Here is a 23,236-nt window from a genome sequence, read left to right on the forward strand (position 1 = left end):
CCCGCTGAAGCGGCAATATTTCCCTATCCCCTGATTCTACCAATCGCCACCACACTTCCCAATACTGCCCCCTTACAATGTCGTCCATGCCGCCATCAGACCCAGAACGCCTCTCTCGCAGCCCGGACAGCCTGCAAGCCAGGATGATCCCCTATATCGTGGGGTGCGCGCTTTTCATGCAGATGCTGGACGCCACCGTCGTCGCGATCGCCTTGCCGGCCATGGCCAAGGCCTTCGACACCACGGCGGTGCGGATGAACATCCTCATCACCACCTATCTGCTGACCGTGGCCGTGTTCGTGCCCATCAGCGGCTGGGCGGCCGACCGCTTCGGCGCCAAGCGCGTCTTCCAGAGCGCCATCCTGCTGTTCACGCTCAGCTCCACCGCCTGTGCACTCGCTCCGACGATGTCATGGCTGATTACCGCGCGCGCCTTCCAGGGGCTGGCGGGCGCCATGATGGTGCCCGTGGGCCGGGTCATCCTGCTGCGTACGGTACCCAAATCGCGCCTGGTGAATGCAATGTCGCTGCTTTCCATGCCAGCGCTCATCGGCCCGGTCATCGGCCCGCTGCTGGGGGGCATGCTGGTCACCTACGCGTCCTGGCACTGGATTTTCCTGATCAACATTCCCATCGGCATTCTGGGCCTGGTGCTGGTGCATCATTTCATCCGCGAATCCGGCACACTGGACCGCACGCCACTGGACCTGCCCGGTTTCCTGCTGAGCGCCATCTGCCTGGCTTCGCTGGTCAGCGCCTTTGATGCGCTGGGCCACGGCAGCCTGAGCCCGCTCCAGCTCCTGCTGCTGGTCGGCGTGGGCGTGGCCTGCGGCCTGCTCTACATGCTGCACGCCCGGCACGCGGCGCACCCCATCATCGACCTGCGCCTGATGCGCCTGCCCTCTTTCCGCATCGCGACGCTCGGAGGCAACCTCTGCCGCTTTGCGGTGGGAGGCTCGCCGTTCCTGCTGGTCCTGCTGCTGCAGGTCGGCTTCGGCCGCACCGCCATGGAAGCCGGCATGGTCACTTTTGCCGGCGCCGCCGGCGCGCTGCTGATGAAGCTGGTGGCCACGCCACTCATCAAGCGTTACGGCTTTCGCCGCGTGCTGTCGGTCAATGCCCTGCTGACCGGCCTGTTCATCGTGGCCTGCGCGGCCTTCACCGCCAGCACGCCGTCCTGGGTGATGATCGCCATCCTGCTGCTGGGCGGCTTTTTCCGCTCGCTGCAGTTCACCGGCGTCAATTCGCTGACCTATGCCGAAGTCGGGCATGCCGACATGAGCCGCGCCAGCAGTTTCGCCGCCATGGCGCAGCAACTGGGCATCAGCCTGGGCGTGGGGGTTGCCGCCGCCACCATCAACGTGTCCATGCGCCTGCGCGGCGACACGAACCTGGCGCAGCCCGATATCATGGCCGGATTCATCGCCATCGGCCTGTTGTGCGTCGCCTCCGCGCTCTCTTTCCGCCGCCTGCCCGCCGATGCCGGCGCCCAGCTGGAAAAACGCAACGAGAAGCGCAAAGGATAGGCACCGTCCACCGCGCCAGCGCATGGGTTCGCGCGACGCCCTGCCAGGAGAACGACCATGCATGCCTCCCATATCCTCGCCCTGGACCAGGGCACGACCAGTTCCCGCGCCATCGTCTTCGATGCCGATGGCAGGGTCTGCGGCCTGGGGCAACAGGAAATCCGGCAGTTCTACCCGCATTCGGGGTGGGTCGAGCACGACCCCATGGAAATCTGGCGCAGCCAGCTGGCGACCGCCAGGACTGCCTTGCGCAACGCCAGCCTGAGCGCTGCCGACATTGCCGCGATCGGCATTACCAACCAGCGCGAAACCACCGTCCTGTGGGAACGCGCTACCGGCCGCCCAGTCAGCCGCGCCATCGTCTGGCAGGACCGCCGCGCGGCCGCCATCTGTGAGCGCCTGCGCGCCGACGGACACGAAACATTCCTGCGCCAGCGCACCGGCCTGCCGCTAGATGCCTATTTTTCAGGCGTCAAGCTGGCATGGATGCTGGAAAATATCCCCGGTGCACGCGCCGCCGCCGAACGGGGCGAACTGGCCTTCGGCACGATCGACTGCTGGCTGACCTGGCAACTGACCGGTGGCGCGCTGCATCGCACCGACCCCAGCAATGCATCGCGCACCATGATGTTCGACCTGCAAACGCAGGACTGGAGCGATGAACTACTGGCCTGCCTGGACATTCCGCGCAGCCTGTTGCCGGAAATCCTGCCCAGCAGCGCACTGGCCGGCCAGGCACGGGCCGAGCATTTTGGCGGCGCCATCCCGCTGGGCGGCATCGCCGGCGACCAGCAGGCGGCCACCTTCGGCCAGGCCTGCCTGCAGCCGGGCATGGCCAAGAATACCTATGGCACCGGCTGCTTCATGCTGATGAACGTCGGCACCGCCCCCAGACTATCGACGCAACGGCTGATTTCCACCGTCGGCTGGACGCTCGCCGATGGCCGTACCAGCCACATGCTGGAAGGCAGCGTGTTTGTTGCCGGCGCCGCCGTGCAGTGGCTGCGCGACGGCCTCGGCCTGTTCAGCCAGGCCGGCGACATCGAGGCGCTAGCCGCCAGCGTCGCGGATTGTGGCGACACCTATCTGGTACCGGCCTTCACCGGCCTGGGCGCACCGTACTGGGACCCCTACGCGCGCGGCACCATGGTCGGCCTGACGCGCGCAACGACCCGCGCCCACATTGCCCGGGCGGCACTGGAAGCCATCGCCCTGCAAAGCGCCGATGTCTTCGATGCCATGCACCTGGACAGCGGCGTCGCGCTGACGGAATTGCGCGTCGATGGCGGCGCGGCGCGCAACGACCTGCTGATGCAGATGCAGGCGAATTTCCTGGGCATCCCGGTCGTGCGGCCGCGCGAACTGGAATCCACGGCGCTGGGCGCGGCTGCGCTGGCCGCGCTGGCTTGCGGGCTGTGGCAGGATGAACAAGAGGTAGCAGCCCGCTGGCACGCGGAAAAGTGCTTCGAGCCGCGCTGGAGCGCAGACCAACGGCTCGCCAAGCTCCAGCGCTGGCGCCAGGCCATTGCCATCAGCCGCCAGTGGCAGGCCGACGCAGGCTGACGCCGCCCGGCCTGTCAGCTCAGGATTCCCGCGAACCCTGCCATTGCGGGCCGCCGACGTCGATGCCGAACATTTCCAGCATGCGCGCCACGGTGTGATCCACCATTTCCTCGATGGAAGCCGGGCGGTGGTAGAAGGCCGGCAACGGCGGGAAGACAATGCCGCCCATTTCCGTCACGGCGGTCATGTTGCGCAGATGCGCCAGATTGAAGGGCGTTTCACGCACCATCAGCAGCAACCGGCGGCGCTCCTTGAGCGTGACGTCGGCCGCGCGTGTGATGAGATTATCTGAAAGACCGTGCGCGATCGCTGCCAGCGACCGCATCGAGCACGGCGCCACAATCATGCCGGCCGTATCGAAGGCGCCGCTGGCCAGCGTCGCGCCGACGTCGCGGATGTTGTAGGACACGTCGGCCATGGCCTGCAGCTCGCTGCGCCCGATATCCAACTCATGCTTGAGGTTCAGCACACCGCTGGCGGAAATGACGAGATGGGTTTCGACATCAGGCACCTCGCGCAGCATTTGCAGCAGGCGCACGGTGTACAGGGCGCCGGTCGCGCCCGTCATGCCTATGACCAAGCGGCGGCGCCCCGGGCGGCTCACTGCGTGGCCCCTGCCTCGTCGAGCAGCGTCTTGAGCTCACCACTGGCATGCATTTCGCCCATGATGTCGGAGCCGCCGATGAACTCGCCCGCAACGTACAGCTGCGGAATCGTCGGCCAATTGGAGTATTCCTTGATGCCCTGGCGCACTTCGGCATCTTCCAGGACATTGACCGTGACCAGCTTCTTGACGCCACAGGCCTTCAGGATCTGGATGGCTTTGCCGGAAAAGCCGCATTGCGGAAATTGCGCGGTTCCCTTCATGAACAGCACCACGGGATGACCCGTGACGGTTTCGCGGATAAAAGATTGGACGTCGCTCATATCAGGCTCGCTAAAAAGTGCCCCTGTGCCACGCTTCCGGCAGTACATCTGCCTTGACGCAGCATAGTGGTAGGCCAGGGCGGCATTGCCTCGTACCGCACGGCGTGAAAAAAACAGGAAATTATAGGTAACCACCAGAAATACGGTCTATTCCCGCAAGATCAGCATGGCTATTCACCTGCCGGAATCCTGCCTCGGACAGTATTTCCCGTACCGCAACTGCCTGGTCCCAACCATGTTCCAGCCACAGCGTTCCGCCCGGATTCAACCATGCCGGCGCGCCTGCTGCAATGCTGCGGATATCCGCCAGGCCATCGGCCCCGTCTGTCAGCGCCATGCGCGGCTCGTAACGGACATCGCCCTGGTCCAGATGCGGATCTGCCGCCGCCACATAAGGCGGGTTGGATACTATCAGATCGTACCGCGCTTCTTGCTGCAACGCAGCAAACCAATCGCCCGCCACAAATTCCACCGTTGCGCCCAGGCGTCGGGCATTTTCCCGCGCCACCGCCAGCGCCTCCGCGCTGGCATCGCTGGCCGTCACATGCGCCTGCGGCGCAGCCAGCGCCAGCGACACGGCGATGGCGCCGCTGCCCGTCCCCATGTCCAGCACGCGCGCGCCCGGCCCCAGGCGTGCCAGTTCGCGCAAGCCCTGCTCGACCAGCACTTCCGTATCCGGCCGTGGAATCAGCACCGCCGGCGTCACGTGGAATTCGTGCCCCATGAACTCACGCATCCCGAGCAGATAGGCCATGGGCTCGCCCTCGCGCCGGCGGCGTGCCAGCGTCTCGAAACGGCTGGCCACCCCGGCGGGCAGCGGGTCGCTATCATGCGCCACCAGCCAGGCATGCGGACGCCCCAGCAGCTCGGACAGCAACATGCGGCTCTCCAGCCGCGGCAGGCCGCAAGCCGCCATGGCCTCGCGAATGCTGCATGCGCCGGCAGGCACGGCCTGCCCGCCTGGGCTGGTTGCCATCACAGGTCCTCGCCCAGCGCCGCCAGCTGTTCGGCCTGGTGCTCGGCCAACAAGGCGCCAGTGAGTTCGTCCAGGTCCCCTTCCATGATGGCTGACAGCTTGTAGAGGGTCAGGTTGATGCGGTGATCCGTCATGCGACCCTGCGGGAAGTTGTAGGTGCGAATGCGCTCGGAACGATCCCCCGAGCCCACCAGGCTTTTGCGCTGCGCGGCTTCCTTGGACTGGCGTTCGCGCTGTTCCTTGTCTTTCAGGCGCGCGGCCAGCACCTGCATCGCCTTGTCGCGGTTGCGGTGCTGTGAACGGTCGTCCTGGCATTCCACCACCAGGCCGGTCGGCAGGTGGGTAATGCGCACGGCGGAATCCGTCTTATTGATGTGCTGGCCGCCCGCGCCGCTGGCGCGGAAGGTATCTATGCGCAGATCAGACGGCTGGATCACGATTTCGCCGGCCTCGTCGGCTTCCGGCATGACAGCCACCGTGCAGGCCGAGGTATGGACGCGGCCCTGGGTTTCCGTCACCGGCACGCGCTGCACCCGATGCGCGCCCGACTCGAACTTCAGGCGCCCATAAACGCCTTCGCCTTCGATCCTGGCGATAACTTCCTTGTAACCGCCCAGTTCGGACTCGCTGGCGGATACCAACGAGGTACGCCAGCCGCGCGACTCCGCATAGCGCAGGTACATGCGCAGCAGATCGGCTGAAAACAGGGCGCTTTCGTCACCGCCGGTCCCGGCGCGGATTTCCAGGTAGACACTGCGGCCATCGTCCGGGTCGCGCGGCAGCAGAAGCACTTGCAGTTCACCTTCCAGCGTTTCCATGCGCTCGCGGCATTCCTGGATTTCCTGCTGGGCCAGGGCCTTCATTTCCGGGTCGGACAAAAGCTCCTGCGCCGACAGGCGGCCCTGCTCAGCCTCGACGTATGCATTGAAGGCTGTCGTTACCGGCTCCAGCTCGGCGCGCTCCTGCGAAAGCTTGCGGAACTGGTCACGATCACTGGCAATATCCGGCTGCGCCAGCAAGGCGTCGATTTCGGTCAGGCGGCGGGACAATTGTTCCAGCCGTGCACGCATGGATGCTTTCATAAAAACCAGGAAAAAACGGGATCGGGCCGGATACGCAGTGTATCCGGCAATCGGCAATGGCGATGAGGGCGCCGCTAACGGCGGCGGTCGCGGGCGGAAGGGAAGAGGCGCGGCAGCCAGTGCATGAGCTGCTCGCGTTCGTCCTGCGGACTTTGATTGAGCGCGGCCATGGGGCCGTGCAGATACTTCTGGGTCAGGCCATGGGCCAGCTGCTCAAGCACGGCTTCCGGCGCTTCACCCCGGGCCAGGGCCCGGCGGGCGCGTTCCAGCTCCTGCTGGCGCAAGACATCGGCAGCATCGTGCAGGTCGCGGATGGCCGGCACCACCGCGCGCGAAGAGAGCCAGTGCATGAAGTTGTGCACCCGCGCGTCGATGATGGCCTCGGCCTGCATGACTGCGGCACGGCGGGCATCGCTGGCATGCTGCACCAGACGCCCCAGGTCATCGACGGAATACAGATAGACGTCGTCCAGGCGCCCCACTTCCTGCTCGATATCGCGCGGCACGGCCAGGTCAACCATCACCATCGGGCGATGGCGGCGCATGCGCACCGCGCGCTCGACCATGCCCAGCCCCAGCAGGGGCAGGGAGCTGGCCGTACAGGACACCACCACATCGAATTCCGCCAGGCGGTTGGACAGCTCGGAGAGTTTCATGGTCGATGCGGCAAAGCGCCCGGCCAGGTGTTCGGCGCGTTCCAGCGTGCGATTGGCGACCATCATGCCGGCCGGTTGGCGCGCCGCGAAATGCGTGGCGCACAATTCGATCATTTCGCCGGCGCCGATAAACAGCATGCGCGTCTTGGACAGATCGCCGAAGACACGTTCCGCCAGGCGCACGGCGGCCGCCGCCATGGACACGGAATGCGCACCGATTTCCGTCTGCGTGCGCACTTCCTTGGCCACAGCGAAGGTACGCTGGAACAACTGGTTAAGCGTCACGCCCAGGCCACCGACTTCGCCCGCAGCACGCACCGCGCTCTTGATCTGGCCCAGGATCTGCGGTTCGCCCAGCACCATGGAATCCAGGCCGCTGGCGACCCGGAAAGCATGGCGCACGGCGGCATCGCCATCGTGGCGGTACAGATAAGGATAGAGTTCGTTCGGATCCAGCTGCTGGTAGCTGGCCAGCCAGACGGGCAGCTCGGCCGCGGCGCCACGCTCGGCGGCACAGTAGATCTCGGTACGATTACAGGTAGACAGAATGGCGGCCTCGCGCACGCCCTTGCCGAACGCGCTGCGCAGACAGGCGATCGCCGGCCGGATGATTTCTTCCGACAGCGACACACGCTCGCGCACCGCCAGCGGTGCCGTGCTGTGATTCAAACCGAGTGCGAGGACTTCGACGGACATGGTCAGTGCAGTGCGCAAGACCTGCTGATAAGCCTCCCGGTGCTGCCAGGAGAGTGAATATCATTCGCAAGCCATTGAGTTATATAACCTTTCCCTGCGATTATAGCGCACTTATCCACAAGCGGTTGCGCATCATGCCGCTGCCGCACCGCACATGCTCCCCCGGGATTCAGGCCCTGCTGCCTGCCTCTGGCGTTCAAGCACGGCTGGCGCGGTTTCCGGTATGGATACAGCGCACCTGCGCAGAAACAACACCCGGCGGCCCACACGGCACAGTCGGGTCGCCCTCCAGGCCACCATACAGTGCCGGACAGCGACAGATCTCAGAGTCAAGAGACGACGGAACCGGTGAACGGCGTAGACGGCAACAGGCCCGGCAGCGTTGCTGCCGGGCCTGTTGCAAAGCGCCGGACCTGCCTCAATGCGCCAGGATCTTGTGCAGGAAATCCTTGGTCCGCGGCTGACGCGCATCAGGGTTGCCGAAGAATTCGTCGGTGGGGCAGTCTTCCAGTATCTTGCCGCCCACGTCCATAAAGATCACCCGGCTGCTGACCTTGCGCGCGAATCCCATTTCGTGGGTGACGCACATCATGGTCATGCCGTCATGCGCCAGGCCGACCATGACATCCAGCACCTCTCCCACCATTTCCGGGTCCAGCGCGGAGGTCGGCTCGTCGAACAGCATGACGATAGGGTCCATGCTCAAGGCGCGGGCGATCGCCACGCGTTGTTGCTGGCCACCGGAAAGCTGGCCGGGGTATTTGTCCTTGTGCGCCAGCAGGCCAACCCGGTCCAGGTATTTCAGGCCATGCTTGTGGGCTTCGTCCTTGCTGCGGCCCAGCACCTTCATCTGCGCCACCGTCAGGTTTTCCGTTACCGACAGATGGGGAAACAGCTCGAAATGCTGGAACACCATGCCCACCCGGCTGCGCAGCTTGGGCAAGTTGGTCTTGCGGTCGTGCACCGGAACGCCATCGACCCAGATTTCGCCCTGCTGGAATGGTTCCAGCGCGTTGATGGTCTTGATCAAGGTGGATTTGCCCGAGCCCGACGGCCCTGCCACCACCACGACTTCCCCTTTTTCTATCTTCGTTGAGCAATCGGTCAGCACCTGGACTTCGCCATACCATTTCGAGACATTCTTCATTTCAATCATCTTGTGCTTCCCTTCTGACTAACGAATGATGGCGATCTTGCGATGCAGTTGCTTGACGATCCAAGACAGCGCATAGCAGATAATGAAGTAGGCCACGGCCGCTGCAATGTAGGCTTCTATGGGGCGGCCGAAGTTCTTACCGGCCGTTTCGAAACCCTTGAGCATGTCATAGGCGCCGATGGCATACACCAGCGAAGTGTCCTGGAACAGGATGATGGTCTGCGTCAGCAGCACCGGCAACATGTTGCGCAGGGCCTGCGGCAGCACCACGATGCGGATGTTCTGGCCGTAGGTCATGCCCAGCGCCTGGCCGGCATGGACCTGCCCCCGGGAAATGGCCTGGATGCCAGCACGCATGATCTCGCTGAAATAGGCCGCCTCGAATGCCACGAAAGTCACTACGGCCGAGGTGCCCGCCCCCACCGGGAAGCCGACGATGAGCGGCACCAGCAGGAAGAACCACAGGATGACCATGACCAGCGGAATGCTGCGCATGCCATTGACGTAGATGGCCGCCGGCAGCACCAGCCAGCGCTTGCCCGAGAGCCGCATCAAGGCCAGCACCGTACCCAGCGCGATACCGCCCAGCGTTGCCACGACCGTCAGCCAGACGCTGAAGTAGAAGCCTTTGAGGACGTAATCACTGATCAGCGTCCAGTTATAGAAACCGAAGTCGAGACTCATGCTCAGTGCCCTCCCGTGTTGCCGCCGCTGGCGATGAAGCCCGGGATGGCCAGGCGCGTCTCGATGAAGGTCATGACGCGGTTGATGGCAAAAGCCGTGATGATGTAGAGCAGGGTCACGCCCAGATAGATCTCGACACCGCGCGAGGTTTCTTCCTGCGCCTGCATGGCGAACATGGTCAGTTCGGCAATCGACACTGCGAATGCCACCGACGAGTTCTTCACGATGTTCATGGACTCGCTGGTGAGCGGCGGAATGATGATGCGAAACGCCATCGGCAACAGCACGTAGCGGTAGGACTGGAAGGTCGTGAAACCCAGCGCCAGGCCGGCATAGCGCTGCCCGCGCGGCAGCGACTGGATGCCGGCGCGCACCTGCTCGGCGATACGCGCCGAGGTGAAAACGCCCAGCGCACAGACCACCAGCACGAAGCCGGAGACATTGCGCATGACGGGAAACAACGTAGGCACCACGTGGTACCAGAGGAAAATCTGCACCAGCAAGGGGATATTGCGGAACAGTTCGACCCAGGCGTTGCCCAGCCGGGCCCAGACGCGGCTGTTGGGCAGCGTACGTATCGTTCCCACCAGAAAGCCCAGCACCAGCGCCAATACCAGCGCCGACAGCGACACCGAAATCGTCCAGCCCCAGGCAGAAAGCATCCAATCCAGGTAGGTGACATCACCCCCCGAGCCAAAACAACCCTCGACCACCCGCTGGTCCAGGTTGTCCTGGCAGAAAACCTGCCAATCCCAACTCATACCGTCCCCTTTGCAACCTTGGTCGCCCGACACCGTGGCAATTGCCAGGCACGAGCGTGGGAAATTACAGCAAAAAGGCGCCCCTCAGTCCTGCTGCAGGGGCGCCTGTATTTCAAAAAGATCAACATGCACTACTACGCAACTGCGGGGCTTACTCGATCACGTAGTCTTCCATGGGCTTGTCGTTCGGGTTCTCCCAAGCCTTCTTGGTCGCGTCGGACAGCGGCAGGCCAACCACAGCGCCCGCAGGCGGCGTGGGCTGCAGGAACCATTTGTCCCACAGTCCGGCCAGCGTACCGTCGCTGATCTGGCGCTCGATGCTCTTGTTGATCGCCGCCTTGAAGTTGTCGTCGTCCTTGCGCAGCATGCAGGCGATCGGCTCGACCGACAGCACTTCGCCGACGATCTTGTAATCCGCCGGGTTGCGCGACTTGGAGATGTTGGCCGCCAGGATGGAGCCGTCCATCACGAACACGTCGGCACGGCCGGTTTCCAGCAGCAGGAAACTGTCGGCGTGGTCCTTGCCCATCACTTCCTTGAAGTTGATGCCTTCGGCGCGCTTGTTGCGGCGCAGTGTCTGCACCGACGTGGTACCGGTGGTCACGGCGACGTTCTTGCCGTTGAGATCAGCCACCGAGTTGATGCCGGAGTCGGCCTTGGTCGCCATGCGGACTTCTTCCACGTAGGTGGTGTGGGCGAAATCCACGTCCTTCTGGCGGGCGCGGTTATTGGTGGTGGAGCCGCACTCGAAATCGACGCTGCCGTTCTGGATCAGCGGAATGCGGTTCTGGGAGGTAATGGGCTGGTACTTGATCTCGATCTTCTCGAGGCCGAGATCCTTGCGCAGATCCTCGATGATGTTCTCGGCCATTTCCGTGTGGAAGCCGACGTACTTGCCATTGCCCAGGGTATAGCCCAGGCCGGAAGACTCGCGCACGCCCAGTGTCACGGCGCCGCTGTCGCGGATCTTGGCGAGCGTGTCGTTCGCCTGAGCCATGGCACTGCCTGCTGCCAGCGCGAGGATCGCTGCGGCCAGAATATGCTTCTTCATACCATCTCCTTGAAACAAAACTGCATCAACTGACGGATATAGACATATGTTTACAGCCATACCCATTCTAGCAACATTGTTAAGGCAAACCGGCAATATTGCCCACCCAGGAAACTACTAAGACGCCGCTTTTCTCACAATTCTTATCAATCGCCGTGCCTGCCCCAGCGCCAGGCACCGGCAAACCGCCGCTCCTGGCGCCCGCAGGCGCAGGCTTCAGAACACAAACACCGTACGTGCCTGCAACGCCCTCACCGGGCTGCCATTGCGCACATGCACGTCATCAGCATACTGCAGCTGCAGCTGGAAGTTGTCAGTAAATTGATGCGCCCAGGTCAGCATCAGGTTGGTATCGTTCTTGGAACCCAGCACCTTTTCACCGTAAAGCGTTTCACGCGAACCCCAGCTCTGGCGCACGCTGAAGGCCAGCCGGGTCTGTTCCGACCAGTGGTAGCTCAGGTGGGCGAAAGCGCGTGCCATGGGGCGGCGATGCACATCGGTGGCATCATCGTGGGTATAGGCCTCGACCTGGCCGATGAGGTCCAGCGACCAGCGGCCGCCCAGTGGCGTCAGGTAGGCAGCTTCGAGGTCCAGCGCGTAGCGATCCTCGCTGATGGCGAAACCGTCCTTGCGGTGCGAACCCGTCGGCAAGGTCAGATATGCCGCCCAGGCTGCGTAGCGGCCGGCCTCATTGTCTTCCAGCATCCAGTAGGTCGTGCCCAGCTGCAGGTTGCCCAGCCCGCTCTCGCGATAGTCCATGGAGCGGATGCGCTGGCGCGCATAGGGCAGGATGATCTCGAAATCCATGGTCTTCCCGCCCACATCCACATAATGCATCAGGCGCGCCACGCCGATGTCCAGCCGCAGGCCCAGGCCGTCTTCGACCTTGTGGCCATTTTCATAGACCTTGTCCGACTTCAGATGCTGGGCATAGACGGCGAATACCGTTGCACCGGCTGGTGCCGGCACGTAATCGCCGGGGTCGGGCGTGCCGGCAGCCTGGGCTGCGCCTGCCAGCAGGCAGACTGCCGGCACGGCCAGCAAGGCACCCGCCAGACGCTGGCTGAAGGCGCGGGACAGGCAATGATGGACAGGCGAAGTGTTGCGTTCAGTCATGATGCGGTGCTCCATGTTTTCGTTGTTGTGAAGAGCGCCAGATAATCGGCGGCGCGCACCTATTCATTAACCTCTAATTTTCTTTTTTCGGTATAGAACGAACGTGCCAGATTCATGTTCCGGCGTGACAAGCCAGCGCTGGTGCCAGCCGACGCCAGGGTTAACCCGGACGCCTTTATTGGGTAAACCCTAAATGAATCGCCAGACGCTTCGTGCTTTGATTGCAGCATCCCTTACGCCGCCTCGCCTACGCGGTGGGCCGCGGCCCCGTCAACGCTTCCCACGCTTTCAGACGCTCCGCCACCGCAAGAAAAGGTTTGGACAGGCATGCCTTCTGTCAGACACTCCGCTCCCGACCGGGCATTCGACGCCTGGATTTCCGCCATCAACCAGACGTGCGGACGCTTCCGTGCGGACGTTCAATCCGGCGATTTTTCCGGCGGCCTGAAAGCCTATGAAAGCAGCGCCGTGCGCGCCAGCATGGTGGAAGCCAGCGATGGCACGCATCTATACCGCACCCCCGAAGAAGTCCAGGAAGACGACAGCAGCAAGTTTTTCGCCGTACTGCAATTGCGCGGCCGCTGCGGCATTGCGCAAAGCGATACGGAAACCGTGCTGTCCCCGGGCGACATTACGCTGGTCGATGCCGCGCATCCCTTCAGCGTGAAGTACATCGCCGCCTCGCGCCAGGTGTCGCTGATCCTGCCGCGCCTGGCCATCGAGCGCAATCTGCGTGCCATCCGCGTGCATTGCGCCCAGCGCGTCCCTGCATCGACTTCAGCGGCAGGCCTGGCACGCCACCTGATTCTGGCCACGCTGCGCCAGACCAGTTCGGGTCTGAGCCGCACCGAAGGGGAGGCGGCGCTTGATGCCGTCGTGCACCTGCTGCGGCCTGCCATCGGCAATACCGAAAGCCCGCGCCAGGGTGGCAACGACCGGCTGCAACGCGCCCTGGACTTCATCGACGACCATATTGACGCCGAGGAACTCACACCGGAAAGCATCGCGCAATGCATAGGCATTTCCGTGCGCGGCCTGTACCGCCTGTTCGCCACGCAGGGGCTGGTCGTGGCGCAGTACATACGCAACCGACGCCTGGACCTATGCGCTGAAACCCTGCGCAGCATGAACTGCCCGCAAAAGCTCGCCGCGGTTGGCTATACCTGGGGTTTCTCCGATTCCAGCCATTTTTCCACTGCCTTCAAGGCACGCTTTGGCATCTCGCCGGGCGAATACCGGCGCCAGCATACCGGCAACGTCCTCGCCGACTGATCGCCATCCCCCCCCGACCCGCCGCCCCACGCTGGCAGCCTGACACATAAACTAGGCAGGCACAGCAAATCCCGCACGCGCCATTGTTCCTAATATCAGTCCCATAGCACCGGCCCGAGCCCGTGTGCAGAATAAATTTCATGGAGACAAAGATCATGGCGCAAGTCGAACTGCTGGCTGCCGTACAGGCATTCCTGGCCCGCCCGCACGGCAGCTTTATCGAAGGCAAGGCCATCGCGGCCAGCCGTACCCTGCCGGTCTACAACCCCGCAAACGGCGAAACCATCGCCACAGCCGGCGACAGCGATGCAGACACCGTGGACCAGGCCGTGCGCAGCGCCCATACCGCCTTGCGCGATGGCCGCTGGAGCGGCCTGCGTCCGGCAGACCGCGAACGCATCCTGCTGGCCTTCACCGCGCTGGTCGAAGCCCATGCTGAAGAACTGGCGCAGATCGAAACCATCAACCAGGGCAAATCCATCAACCTGTCGCGTGCGCTGGATACCGGCGCCACGACGGAATTCATGCGCTACATGGCCGGTTGGGCCACCAAACTGCATGGCGAATCTCTGGACCTGTCCATCGCCATGCCGCCGGGCACACGCTATACCGGCTACACCCGCCGCGAACCGGTCGGTGTCGTGGCCGGCATCGTGCCCTGGAACTTCCCCCTGATGATTGCCGCCTGGAAAGTCATGCCCGCGCTGGCCGCAGGTTGCAGCGTCGTCATCAAGCCGTCCCCGGAAACCCCGCTGTCGGCGCTGCGCCTGGCGGAACTGGCGCTGGAAGCGGGCGTACCGCCGGGCGTCTTCAACGTCGTGACCGGCGCGGGCGCGACCGGCCAGGCGCTGGTGTCGCATCCGCTCATCGCCAAGGTTTCCTTCACCGGCTCTACCCAGACCGGCAAGCTGGTCGGCCATGCTGCCGTGGAACACATGGCACGCTTCACGCTGGAACTGGGCGGCAAGAACCCCATGATGGTGTTCGGCGATGCCGACATCGGCAAGGCCGTGCAAGGCGTCATGCTGGGTGGCCTGCTGAACCAGGGCCAGGTCTGCGCTGCCGCCTCGCGCATCTATGTGCACAAATCGCGCCATGATGAATTCGTCAACGCACTGTCGGCCGCCGTGTCCACCCTCACCCTGGGGCCCGGCCTGGACCCCGGCGCGCAAGTCAACCCGGTGGTATCGCGCCGCCAGCAGCAAGCCATCGAAGGCTATATCGAATCCGCCCGTCAGGAAGGCGCCAAGCTGGCCGCTGGCGGCAAACCGGTGGAAGCGCCTGGCTTCTTCGTGCAGCCCACCATCCTGTCCGGCGTGTCGCAGGACATGAAGGTCGCCCGCGAGGAAATCTTCGGCCCGGTGCTGTCCGTCCTGACCTTCGACACCGATGAAGAAGCCGTGCAACTGGCCAACGACAGCCACTACGGCCTGGGCGCCAGCCTCTGGACCAGCGACATCAGCCGCGCCATGAACCTGATCCCGCGCATCGAGGCCGGTACGGTCTGGGTCAATACCCACGTGCTGCTGGATCCGAGCATGCCCTTCGGCGGCTACAAGCAATCCGGCATCGGCCGCGAATTCGGACGCCATGCCGTTGAAGGCTGCACCGAAATCAAGTCCGTCTGCATCGCGCACTGAAGCCGTCTCACAGTGCTGCCGTCTCCCGCCATGACCGGGATGCAGCAGCACCGTCCTGGCGGCGTCCGGGGTTCCCGGGCGCCAGGACGGCGAAATGCCCGCCGCAGAGCCGGTGTTCGCCGCAGCCTTGCCCGCTGGCCCCGCCCGGGGCCGGTACGCTGTTGATTCATAAAAAGAGAAAACGAGAGGAACGACCATGACTACAACGAACAAGCCGCCGCGGCAGGCCTCCACTTTTCGGCGCAGCGTGCTGGCGCTGGCACTGAGTTCCGCCGCGCTGCTGGCGCCCGCCGGCCAGGCGCTGGCCCACGGCGCACCGGCCAAGATGGTGCCGCTGGAGCAAACGCTCAAGGATTTCGGCGCCACCGTGCGCTGGGACAACTATGCCGGTGTCTACGACATCCAGCGCAACAGCACCATGGTGCGCGCCAAGCCCGGTTCACACACCATCCTCGTCAACGGCACGCCGCTGGAACTGAGCGTCCCCGTGACGATCAAGAATGGCCAGGCCATGGTCTCCGAAGAATTCATCAATGACGTTTTCCAGTCCGGCCTGGACAAAACGTTCATCATCGAGGAAACGCCCAGCCCGCTCAATCCGCTGACCGCCGATGAAATCAACACGGCCGTGGAAGTGCTCAAGGCCAGCGGCCACCTCAAGCCCGGCATGCGCTTTACCGAGATCACGCTGAAAACGCCACCCAAGGATCAGGTCTGGGATTTCGTACTGGAAGGCAAGCCCGTCAGCTACAACCGCCATGCGGCCTTCACCATCCTCGATGGCAAGACACTGTATGAAGGCACGGTGGATTACGTGCTGAAGGAAGTGCACGGCTGGAAGGAAGTCGAAGGTGCGCACGGCATGGTGCTGCTGGACGATTTTGCAACCGTGCAGAAGGCCATCGAGAACAGCCCCGAATACGCGGCAGCGCTGGCCAAGCGCGGCATCAACGACGTTTCCAAGGCCATTGCCACGCCGCTGACGGTGGGTTACTTCGATGGCAAGGACCAGCTCAAGCAGGAAGACCGCCTGCTGAAGGTCGTCAGCTACCTGGACGTCGGCGACGGCAACTACTGGGCCCACCCCATCGAGAACCTGGTAGCCGTGGTCGACCTGGAAAAGAAGGCCGTGATCAAGCTGGAAGACGAAGGCGTCATTCCCATCCCCATGACGGCCCGTTCCTATGACGGCCGCGACCGTACCAACCGCCCGCCCGTCAAACCGCTGGAAATCCTGGAACCCGAAGGCAAGAACTACTCCATCGCGGGCAATACGCTGCGCTGGCAGAACTGGGAATTCCACTTCCGCCTGGATTCGCGCGTCGGCCTGATGCTCTCCACCGTGACCTACAACGATAAGGGCACCAAGCGCAAAGTGATGTATGAAGGTTCTCTGGGCGGCATGATCGTGCCCTACGGCGACCCGGACGTGGGCTGGTACTTCAAGGCCTACCTGGATTCCGGCGAGTACGGCATGGGCACGCTGACCTCGCCCATCGAACGCGGCAAGGACGTGCCACAGAACGCCGTGCTCCTCGACGCCACGCTGGCCGACTACACCGGCGAACCAACCGTCGTCCCCAACGCCATTGCCGTGTTCGAACGCTATGCGGGCCCGGAATACAAGCACCAGGAAATGGGCCAGCCCAACGTCAGCACCGAGCGCCGCGAACTGGTAGTGCGCTGGATCAGCACCGTCGGCAACTACGACTACATCTTCGACTGGGTGTTCTCGCAGAACGGCACCATCGGCATCAACGCCGGCGCCACCGGCATCGAGGCCGTCAAGGGCGTGCAGGCACGCACCATGCAGGACCCGACCGCCAAGGAAGATACCCGCTATGGCACGCTGATCGACCACAACATCGTCGGCACCACGCACCAGCACATCTACAACTTCCGCCTCGACATGGATGTGGACGGCGAAAACAATACGCTGACCGAAATCGACCCGGTCGTCGCCCCCAATACCCGTGGCGGCCCGCGCACCAGCACGATGCAGACCGAAACCCGCACCGTCACCAGCGAGCAGCAGGCTGCGCAGAAGTTCGACCCCGGCACGATCCGCCTGCTGAGCAACACCAACAAGCTCAACCGCATGGGCAATCCGGTTTCCTACCAGCTCATCCCCTATGCCGGCGGCACCCACCCGGTGGCCAAGGGCGCGAACTTCGGCGCCGACGAATGGATCTACAACCGCCTGCACTTCATGGACAAGCAACTGTGGGTCACCAAGTACAAGCCCGAGGAATTCTTCCCCGAAGGCAAGTACCCCAACCGCTCCGACAAGGACACCGGCCTGGGCCAGTTCACCGCAGATGACGAGAACATCGTCAATACCGACAACGTCGTATGGCTGACAACCGGCACCACGCACGTCGCACGCGCCGAGGAATGGCCCATCATGCCGACCGAGTGGGTCAACGTGCTGCTCAAGCCTTGGAACTTCTTCGATGAAACCCCGACGCTGGACCTGCTGGCACCGGCCCCCGCAAAGGAAGACAAGCCACACCGCCATTGAGGCACACCGCCCTATCGCCCGTCGCGTGCGTGACACGTAACGGGCTCCCTCATCCCCCTCCAGGGATATCTCCGTGAACTTGGCCCCCGCAGCTGGATTCTCCGGCCCAGGGGGCATTTTTTTGCCGCCGGGCCGCCCCAAGAAAAAACGCCCCCGCTGAACTGAGTCCCAGAACAACGCCACCACGATATGGCACGCTCACGCGGCACGCAGCATCTCGCGGAAACGTGCCGGTGCCACGCCGAAGGTCTGCCTGAACGCCAGGGTAAAGGCGCTCTGGCTTTCATAGCCCACCTGGAGCGCCACCTGCAGGATGGGCATCTCCTGCAACAGGGCGTCCAGTGCCGCCAGCATGCGCGCCTGCTGACGCCAGCGCCCAAAGCCCAGGCCGGCGCTCTTGAGAAAATGGCGCTGAAAAGTCTTGCTGCTCATGGCCAGCACCTGCGCCCAATCCCCGGCATCACGGCCATCGGAGGGGTCCGCCAGCACGGCTTCGCAGACCGCCGCCATGCGCGCGTCTTCCGGCCATGGCAGGTGGAATGGCAACTCCCGCTGGCCGCGCAATTCTTCCAACAGCAACTCCGCCAGCAGGCGGCCCCGCCGCTGTGCACAGAGATCCCGTCCCAGCAAGGCCGCCTGCGCGATCAACTCACGCAACAACGGCGACACATGCAGCACGCCATCCTGCTCCGGCAGGCCATGCGCCGCCTCTGCCGGCACGAAGACGCTGCGCACCTTGGCCTGGCCCTGCATGGACAGCCGATGACGAATACCTGGCCGCAACCATACCGCCGTTGTCGGCGGCACGATCCAGCGGCCCGTGACCGCCTGCACCACCATCACGCCCTGCACCGCATACAACAACTGGCAACACTCGTGTGCGTGCCAGGAGGTGGCATACCCAGCCGGGTAATCCATCGCCACGCCAGTCATCAAGACCGCACCGGGCCCGAGCTGCGCCCGCCCCGCCTCCAGGCAGGGGTCCGGCTGAGGCTCGCTGAAAGTCAGGCCGGCAGCGCTTGCCCGCAGCGCGCCTGTCAGCCTGGAAAGGGGTTCAGCAGGCAGTGATGCATTGTCCTTTTTCATATATGAATTGTCTTTTTGGATAAAGAAAGACAGCCTGACCGAGCATACACTGTCCTGCAATGAGCTGCTATGCCCTGGCGCACCGGCAGCATCGCCATCAACGGAAAAACCATGTCTGGCTTTATGTCGCTACCCCTGCCGCTGCTAGCCCTGACCCTGCGTCGGGGTCTGAGCACGCCTGCGTGCGCCCAGACCTGCACTGATTCCCCCTGACCCCGACCGCGCCGCAACTTGGCCCAGCCAAGCAAGGGGAATCAGTCCAGCCAGAATTTCCGGAGACTCCTCATGCTGCAGCACCCTCATACCAAGTACCAGGCTTTCCCCCCGATCAACCTGCCCAACCGGCAGTGGCCATCGCGTGTCATCACGCAAGCGCCCGTCTGGCTCTCCACGGATCTGCGCGACGGCAACCAGGCGCTGTTCGAACCCATGAACCGGCAGCGCAAGCTGCGCCTGTTCCAGGAGCTGGTGCGCCTGGGCTTCAAGGAAATCGAAGTCGGCTTCCCGGCTGCCTCGCAAACCGACTACGACATCGTGCGCAGCCTCATCGACGAGCAGCAGATTCCCGCCGATGTCACCCCCATGGTCATGACGCAACTGCGCGAAGACCTGATCCGCCGCACCGTGGAAAGCGTACGCGGCGCGCCGCGCGTGATCGTGCATTTCTACAACGCCATCGCCCCGGCATGGCGCGAGCTGGTGTTCGGCTTGAGCGTGCCCGAAATCATCGCCATGGTGGAAAAGCACATCGCGCTCTTGAAGAGCCTGACTGCTCAGCATCCGGAAACCGAATGGGTGTTGCAGTACTCTCCGGAAACTTTCTGCATGGCTGAGCTGGACGTATCGCTGGCCGTCTGCAACGCCGCCATTGCTGCCTGGGACGCGGGCCGCGACCGGCCCATGATCATCAACCTGCCCACCACCGTGGAAGTCTCCACACCCAATGTCTTTGCCGACCAGATCGAATGGATGGACCGACGCCTGCACCGGCGCGAACACATCGTGCTGTCGGTGCACCCGCACAATGACCGCGGCACCGGCGTGGCCTGCGCAGAACAGGCGCTGCTGGCGGGCGCCCAGCGCGTGGAAGGCTGCCTGTTCGGCAATGGCGAACGCAGCGGCAACGTGGATATCGTCACGCTGGCGCTCAACCTCTACACACAGGGCGTCCACCCCGGCCTGGATTTCTCCGATATCGCCGCCGTCGCCCGCGTCGCGGAGGAATGCACGTCGCTGCCCATCCATCCACGCCATCCCTATGCCGGCGACCTCGTGTTCACCGCCTTCTCGGGGTCGCACCAGGATGCCATCGCCAAAGGCTTTGCGGCCCAGCAGCCTGACAGCATCTGGCGCGTGCCCTACCTGCCGATAGACCCCAAGGACCTGGGCCGTACCTACGACAGCATCGTGCGCGTCAACAGCCAGTCCGGCAAGGGCGGCATTGCCTACCTGCTGGAACGCGACCATGGCATTTCCATGCCCCGCCGCATGCAGGTGGAATTCAGCGCCATCGTGCAACGCCATGCCGATAGCAGCGAAACGGAGATCAGCAGCGAAGCGATCTGGGACCTGTTCCGCCAGACCTATCTCATGCCGTGGCAGCCTGGCCGCCACCGCTACCAGTCACATTCCCTGGTCGATGTCGCCGAGGGTCATCAGATCCGGTTGCGCCTGGTGCCGCCCGGCGACGATACCCAGGCCAATGAAATCATCGGCCAGGGCAACGGCCCCATCGCTGCGGCCGTCAACGCGCTGAACGCCGGACTGCGCGTCGACGCCTACGAACAGCGCAGCCTGGGCTCAGGTGCCCAGGCGCAATCGGTCGCGATCATCGAAATGGCGCATCCCGCAGTGACTGGCAGCCGCTTCGGGGTCGGCATCCATGAAAACATTGCCACGGCCTGCGTTCTCGCCGTCATCAGCGCCTACAACCGGCTGGCACAGGAACAGCCGGCCGCAATCTGAAGCGCCTTGCCCACCGCTCTGCACTACAGCAGGGTAGTGGCAAACTGCCGGAACCGGCTGCCTTCCGGGCTATCGCGCAGGAAGTTGCGCAATTCGGCCTGGAAGGCCTGCAAGGCCAGCGGCTGGTAGCGCTCCACATTGCGCACCGCCGATACGACTTCTTCCACCCAGTGTCCATTGAGCGTCAAGGGCACCACATCCTTGTGGTGCCACTGGCTGACCGCGCTGGACGACACCACTGCCACCCCCATGCCGGAACGCGCCAGCGCCCAGAGCGTCTGCGTGCTTGCACTCTCGGTAATGCGGTTCAGGCGCAGACCGGCATCCTCGCAGGCCTGGTCGAACATACTGCGCGTCATGAAGCCGCGCCGCAAAGACAGGATGGGGCCATCGCCCAGCTGCGTCAGATCCAGTTCTTGCGCTCCTTCTGCTGCGTGCCCAGGCGGCAGGACGGCGTACAACCTGGCCTTGAACAGGTCCAGGCGCTCGAATTTCTGCTCGTGCGGCGCCCAGGCGATGGCGGCATGCACCGTGCCACTTTCCACATAATCCAGCAGACGTTCATTGGGCCCTTCAACCAGGTGGATTTCTATACCGCTGTGATTACGGCGCAGCGCGCGCAGCACGGGCGCCAGCAGCGCCTCGATGGTCTGCGGCGTCGCCCCCAGGCTGAGATAACCTGCCTCGCCATTGTGCAGGCGGTGAATGCGGTCGGACAGCCCATTGGCTTGCTGCAACAGCTGGCTCATCTTCGGTAGCAGGTCCTCTCCTTCGGCCGTCAGCGCCAGGCGCTTGCCGATGCGCTCGAACAGCCGCACACCCAGGTCTTCTTCCAACCCCTGGATCTGGCGTGACAAGGCCGACTGGCTGATATGCATGGCCGTCGCCGCACGCGACACGCTCAGGCGTTCCGCCACGGCGATGAACAACTGCACGGTACGCAAATTCAACATGGCGCCAGCCCCTTGCTTATGCACGAAATGCATAAATTAACACGTTGAATTTGCATTGGACTCCGGGTTGGCGCCTACCTATAGTGACCAGGCATGCCGCACACATAACAGCAGTTTTCCACCCGGAGAGAGACATGAAAAAAGCCGTGCTTGCATCTTTTGCCACCCTTGTCCTGCTTGCCCATGGCGCCGCGCGCGCCGACTGGCCCGAAAAACCCATCATTGTCACCGTCGGCTTCGGCGCCGGCGGCACGACCGACATCGTGGCACGTGCGGTGGCAGAAGTCGTCAGCCGCGAACTTGGCCAGCCGCTGGTCATCGAAAACAAGCCTGGCGCCGGCGGCGCGGTTGCCGCCACGGCACTGTCGCGCCAGAAGCCCGACGGTTACAACCTGGTCGCCACTACCTCCACCACCATCACCCTGGATCCGCTGATTGCCAAACTGGGCTATAGCGCCGACGATTTCTCTTATGTGGCCGCAATCGGCCAGTTCCCCGAGGCGTACATCGCCCTGCCCGGCAAAGGCTGGACAACCATCAAGGATGCCACTGACGCCGCACGCTCGGCAGGCCAATTGACGGTCGCGTCCAATACCGCACTCGACAAGATGCTGACGCGCTATATCGCCAAACAGGACGGCGTCAACCTGAAGCCGGTACCGACCCGCAGCGGTGCGGAAGTCGTCACGCAAGTCATGGGCGGCCACCTGGATCTGGGCTATAGCTCCGGCGCCTATTACCCGCAGGCGGAAAACGGCGATGTCGTCGTCCTGGCCGCCCTGGCGGATGAACGCATCAGCGGCCTGCCGGACGTCCCTACGCTCAAGGAACAGGGCTATGACGTTTCCAGCGTCAATCTGGTGATGTTTGTCGCGCCCAAGGGGCTGCCCGCTGACATTCAGGCCAAACTCACCGCCGCCTTCGATGCGGCAGGCCGCGACCCGAATGTGCTGGCGCTGCTCAAACGCCGCAGCGTTGATCCGGTCGTGCTGAGCGGCGCGGCGCTGGAGCAAACCGTGGACGCGCATATTGCCGGTTACCGGCAACTGATAGATGCCACCAGCGGAGACTGAGCATGACCAGCGCGCAACACCCCCTTCCACACGACCTTCCTGACGCCGCCACGCACGCCACGCCGCCCACGCCTGCGGCGGGCGCCGAGGCTGACGCCCCCCTGGAAACACGCCGCGCGGCGCCCGCCTGGGATATGGCGGCCCTGGCCGCCATATCCCTCTGGCTGGCCTTCGGCTTCATTCCGGCGCAAATTCCGGCTGCCGATGCGCTGGGGCTATCGCCCGCGCTGTTGCCCAAGGCGGCGGCCTTGGGCATGGCGGTGCTCTGCGCTGCCGGCTTTCTGCTGTCTCTGCGCCGCGATGCGCCGGCGCTGCTGCTGGCCCGCCTGCCCTGGCGGCCAGTCACCAGCGTCATGGCGCTGTGCGTCGTCGGCGTGCTGATTGTCAGCTACGCCAGCCTGGCGGCCGGAGCGCTGTTCCTGATCCCGACCCTGATGCGCCTGCTGGGCGAACGCCGCTGGCTCTATTGCCTGCTGCCTGCGCTCTTCATCGCGGCCCTGTTCCACTTTGTCGCAGCCTGAGGCAAGGAGAC

The 23,236-nt window shown here is 63.8% G+C and carries 20 protein-coding genes; 8 read left to right on the forward strand and 12 right to left on the reverse strand.

The features are described 5' to 3' along the window. The first annotated feature begins 86 nt into the window (after positions 1-86). Together EV679_RS00510 and glpK are read left to right on the forward strand one after the other, a co-directional pair. Positions 87-1,526, forward strand: coding sequence for a DHA2 family efflux MFS transporter permease subunit (locus EV679_RS00510; RefSeq protein WP_068373005.1), 1,440 nt, complete (start codon positions 87-89; stop codon positions 1,524-1,526). Between the two features lie 57 nt (positions 1,527-1,583). Next, a complete protein-coding gene (gene glpK / locus EV679_RS00515) occupies positions 1,584-3,089 on the forward strand; it encodes a glycerol kinase GlpK (RefSeq protein ID WP_130486288.1) in 1,506 nt (501 codons plus the stop codon). 19 nt (positions 3,090-3,108) lie between these two features. Here the strand turns inward: glpK and EV679_RS00520 are convergent, their stop codons facing one another. From EV679_RS00520 to EV679_RS00565, 10 genes are all read right to left on the reverse strand, one after another. Continuing rightward, complete coding sequence (locus tag EV679_RS00520; protein ID WP_257740267.1) at positions 3,109-3,693, reverse strand: UbiX family flavin prenyltransferase; 585 nt, start codon at positions 3,691-3,693, stop codon at positions 3,109-3,111. Then, positions 3,690-4,016, reverse strand: a complete 327-nt coding sequence (gene grxD / locus EV679_RS00525) for a Grx4 family monothiol glutaredoxin (RefSeq protein ID WP_068372854.1) — start codon at positions 4,014-4,016, stop codon at positions 3,690-3,692. Before grxD ends, EV679_RS00520 begins: the two co-directional genes overlap by 4 nt. Positions 4,017-4,137: 121 nt before the next feature. Continuing rightward, complete coding sequence (gene prmC, locus EV679_RS00530; RefSeq protein WP_205704129.1) at positions 4,138-4,992, reverse strand: peptide chain release factor N(5)-glutamine methyltransferase; 855 nt, start codon at positions 4,990-4,992, stop codon at positions 4,138-4,140. Then, positions 4,992-6,074, reverse strand: coding sequence for a peptide chain release factor 1 (prfA, locus tag EV679_RS00535; protein ID WP_068372861.1), 1,083 nt, complete (start codon positions 6,072-6,074; stop codon positions 4,992-4,994). The genes prmC and prfA overlap by 1 nt, the downstream gene beginning before the upstream one ends. A gap of 74 nt (positions 6,075-6,148) precedes the next feature. Beyond that, positions 6,149-7,426 carry a glutamyl-tRNA reductase gene (gene hemA, locus EV679_RS00540; protein ID WP_130486289.1) on the reverse strand — a complete coding sequence of 426 codons (1,278 nt, stop codon included), beginning with the start codon at positions 7,424-7,426 and terminating at the stop codon, positions 6,149-6,151. Positions 7,427-7,844: 418 nt separating this feature from the next. Further along, positions 7,845-8,582, reverse strand: a complete 738-nt coding sequence (locus tag EV679_RS00545) for an amino acid ABC transporter ATP-binding protein (RefSeq protein ID WP_127772925.1) — start codon at positions 8,580-8,582, stop codon at positions 7,845-7,847. Positions 8,583-8,600: 18 nt separating this feature from the next. Beyond that, entirely contained in the window at positions 8,601-9,266 is a 666-nt protein-coding gene (locus EV679_RS00550; protein WP_068372867.1) for an amino acid ABC transporter permease, read from the reverse strand. Between the two features lie 2 nt (positions 9,267-9,268). Beyond that, positions 9,269-10,027, reverse strand: coding sequence for an amino acid ABC transporter permease (locus tag EV679_RS00555; protein WP_068372870.1), 759 nt, complete (start codon positions 10,025-10,027; stop codon positions 9,269-9,271). Positions 10,028-10,178: 151 nt separating this feature from the next. Beyond that, a complete protein-coding gene (locus EV679_RS00560) occupies positions 10,179-11,078 on the reverse strand; it encodes an amino acid ABC transporter substrate-binding protein (RefSeq protein WP_130486290.1) in 900 nt (299 codons plus the stop codon). 216 nt (positions 11,079-11,294) lie between these two features. Continuing rightward, entirely contained in the window at positions 11,295-12,194 is a 900-nt protein-coding gene (locus EV679_RS00565) for a transporter (protein ID WP_165389918.1), read from the reverse strand. Positions 12,195-12,521: 327 nt separating this feature from the next. Between EV679_RS00565 and feaR the strand changes: the two genes are divergently transcribed. From feaR to tynA, 3 genes are all read left to right on the forward strand, one after another. Beyond that, positions 12,522-13,466 (forward strand): transcriptional regulator FeaR, encoded by a 945-nt coding sequence (gene feaR, locus EV679_RS00570; protein WP_130486292.1) that lies wholly within the window; start codon positions 12,522-12,524, stop codon positions 13,464-13,466. Positions 13,467-13,621: 155 nt separating this feature from the next. Further along, entirely contained in the window at positions 13,622-15,106 is a 1,485-nt protein-coding gene (locus EV679_RS00575; RefSeq protein ID WP_068372882.1) for an aldehyde dehydrogenase family protein, read from the forward strand. 196 nt (positions 15,107-15,302) lie between these two features. After that, complete coding sequence (gene tynA, locus EV679_RS00580; protein WP_068372890.1) at positions 15,303-17,627, forward strand: primary-amine oxidase; 2,325 nt, start codon at positions 15,303-15,305, stop codon at positions 17,625-17,627. Positions 17,628-17,825: 198 nt separating this feature from the next. Here tynA and EV679_RS00585 read toward each other — a convergent pair whose 3' ends face one another. Continuing rightward, a complete protein-coding gene (locus EV679_RS00585; RefSeq protein WP_130486293.1) occupies positions 17,826-18,713 on the reverse strand; it encodes an AraC family transcriptional regulator in 888 nt (295 codons plus the stop codon). Between the two features lie 285 nt (positions 18,714-18,998). Here EV679_RS00585 and leuA point away from each other — a divergent pair, with 285 nt between their 5' ends. Beyond that, positions 18,999-20,678: a 2-isopropylmalate synthase gene (leuA, locus tag EV679_RS00590; RefSeq protein WP_130486294.1), complete on the forward strand. Its 1,680-nt coding sequence runs from the start codon at positions 18,999-19,001 to the stop codon at positions 20,676-20,678. Positions 20,679-20,701: 23 nt separating this feature from the next. Here the strand turns inward: leuA and EV679_RS00595 are convergent, their stop codons facing one another. After that, positions 20,702-21,631 carry a LysR family transcriptional regulator gene (locus EV679_RS00595; protein WP_165389919.1) on the reverse strand — a complete coding sequence of 310 codons (930 nt, stop codon included), beginning with the start codon at positions 21,629-21,631 and terminating at the stop codon, positions 20,702-20,704. Between the two features lie 134 nt (positions 21,632-21,765). Here EV679_RS00595 and EV679_RS00600 point away from each other — a divergent pair, with 134 nt between their 5' ends. Together EV679_RS00600 and EV679_RS00605 are read left to right on the forward strand one after the other, a co-directional pair. After that, complete coding sequence (locus EV679_RS00600; RefSeq protein WP_130486296.1) at positions 21,766-22,704, forward strand: tripartite tricarboxylate transporter substrate binding protein; 939 nt, start codon at positions 21,766-21,768, stop codon at positions 22,702-22,704. Positions 22,705-22,706: 2 nt separating this feature from the next. Next, positions 22,707-23,225 carry a hypothetical protein gene (locus tag EV679_RS00605; RefSeq protein ID WP_127772916.1) on the forward strand — a complete coding sequence of 173 codons (519 nt, stop codon included), beginning with the start codon at positions 22,707-22,709 and terminating at the stop codon, positions 23,223-23,225. Positions 23,226-23,236: the final 11 nt, after the last annotated feature.

It is taken from the genome of Kerstersia gyiorum (genome assembly GCF_004216755.1).
Lineage (GTDB): Bacteria > Pseudomonadota > Gammaproteobacteria > Burkholderiales > Burkholderiaceae_B > Kerstersia > Kerstersia gyiorum.

Bases quoted from the DNA above. Each gene is read 5' to 3' on its own strand.
- EV679_RS00545 (WP_127772925.1), bottom strand. From the start codon at position 8,582: ATGATTGAAATGAAGAATGTCTCGAAATGGTATGGCGAAGTCCAGGTG.
- hemA (WP_130486289.1), bottom strand. From the start codon at position 7,426: ATGTCCGTCGAAGTCCTCGCACTCGGTTTGAATCACAGCACGGCACCG.
- EV679_RS00585 (WP_130486293.1), bottom strand. From the start codon at position 18,713: ATGAAAAAGGACAATGCATCACTGCCTGCTGAACCCCTTTCCAGGCTG.
- EV679_RS00510 (WP_068373005.1), top strand. From the start codon at position 87: ATGCCGCCATCAGACCCAGAACGCCTCTCTCGCAGCCCGGACAGCCTG.
- EV679_RS00575 (WP_068372882.1), top strand. From the start codon at position 13,622: ATGGCGCAAGTCGAACTGCTGGCTGCCGTACAGGCATTCCTGGCCCGC.
- EV679_RS00565 (WP_165389918.1), bottom strand. From the start codon at position 12,194: ATGACTGAACGCAACACTTCGCCTGTCCATCATTGCCTGTCCCGCGCC.
- EV679_RS00560 (WP_130486290.1), bottom strand. From the start codon at position 11,078: ATGAAGAAGCATATTCTGGCCGCAGCGATCCTCGCGCTGGCAGCAGGC.
- grxD (WP_068372854.1), bottom strand. From the start codon at position 4,016: ATGAGCGACGTCCAATCTTTTATCCGCGAAACCGTCACGGGTCATCCC.
- feaR (WP_130486292.1), top strand. From the start codon at position 12,522: ATGCCTTCTGTCAGACACTCCGCTCCCGACCGGGCATTCGACGCCTGG.
- EV679_RS00550 (WP_068372867.1), bottom strand. From the start codon at position 9,266: ATGAGTCTCGACTTCGGTTTCTATAACTGGACGCTGATCAGTGATTAC.
- leuA (WP_130486294.1), top strand. From the start codon at position 18,999: ATGCTGCAGCACCCTCATACCAAGTACCAGGCTTTCCCCCCGATCAAC.
- prfA (WP_068372861.1), bottom strand. From the start codon at position 6,074: ATGAAAGCATCCATGCGTGCACGGCTGGAACAATTGTCCCGCCGCCTG.
- EV679_RS00595 (WP_165389919.1), bottom strand. From the start codon at position 21,631: ATGTTGAATTTGCGTACCGTGCAGTTGTTCATCGCCGTGGCGGAACGC.
- EV679_RS00605 (WP_127772916.1), top strand. From the start codon at position 22,707: ATGACCAGCGCGCAACACCCCCTTCCACACGACCTTCCTGACGCCGCC.
- tynA (WP_068372890.1), top strand. From the start codon at position 15,303: ATGACTACAACGAACAAGCCGCCGCGGCAGGCCTCCACTTTTCGGCGC.
- EV679_RS00600 (WP_130486296.1), top strand. From the start codon at position 21,766: ATGAAAAAAGCCGTGCTTGCATCTTTTGCCACCCTTGTCCTGCTTGCC.
- prmC (WP_205704129.1), bottom strand. From the start codon at position 4,992: ATGGCAACCAGCCCAGGCGGGCAGGCCGTGCCTGCCGGCGCATGCAGC.
- glpK (WP_130486288.1), top strand. From the start codon at position 1,584: ATGCATGCCTCCCATATCCTCGCCCTGGACCAGGGCACGACCAGTTCC.
- EV679_RS00555 (WP_068372870.1), bottom strand. From the start codon at position 10,027: ATGAGTTGGGATTGGCAGGTTTTCTGCCAGGACAACCTGGACCAGCGG.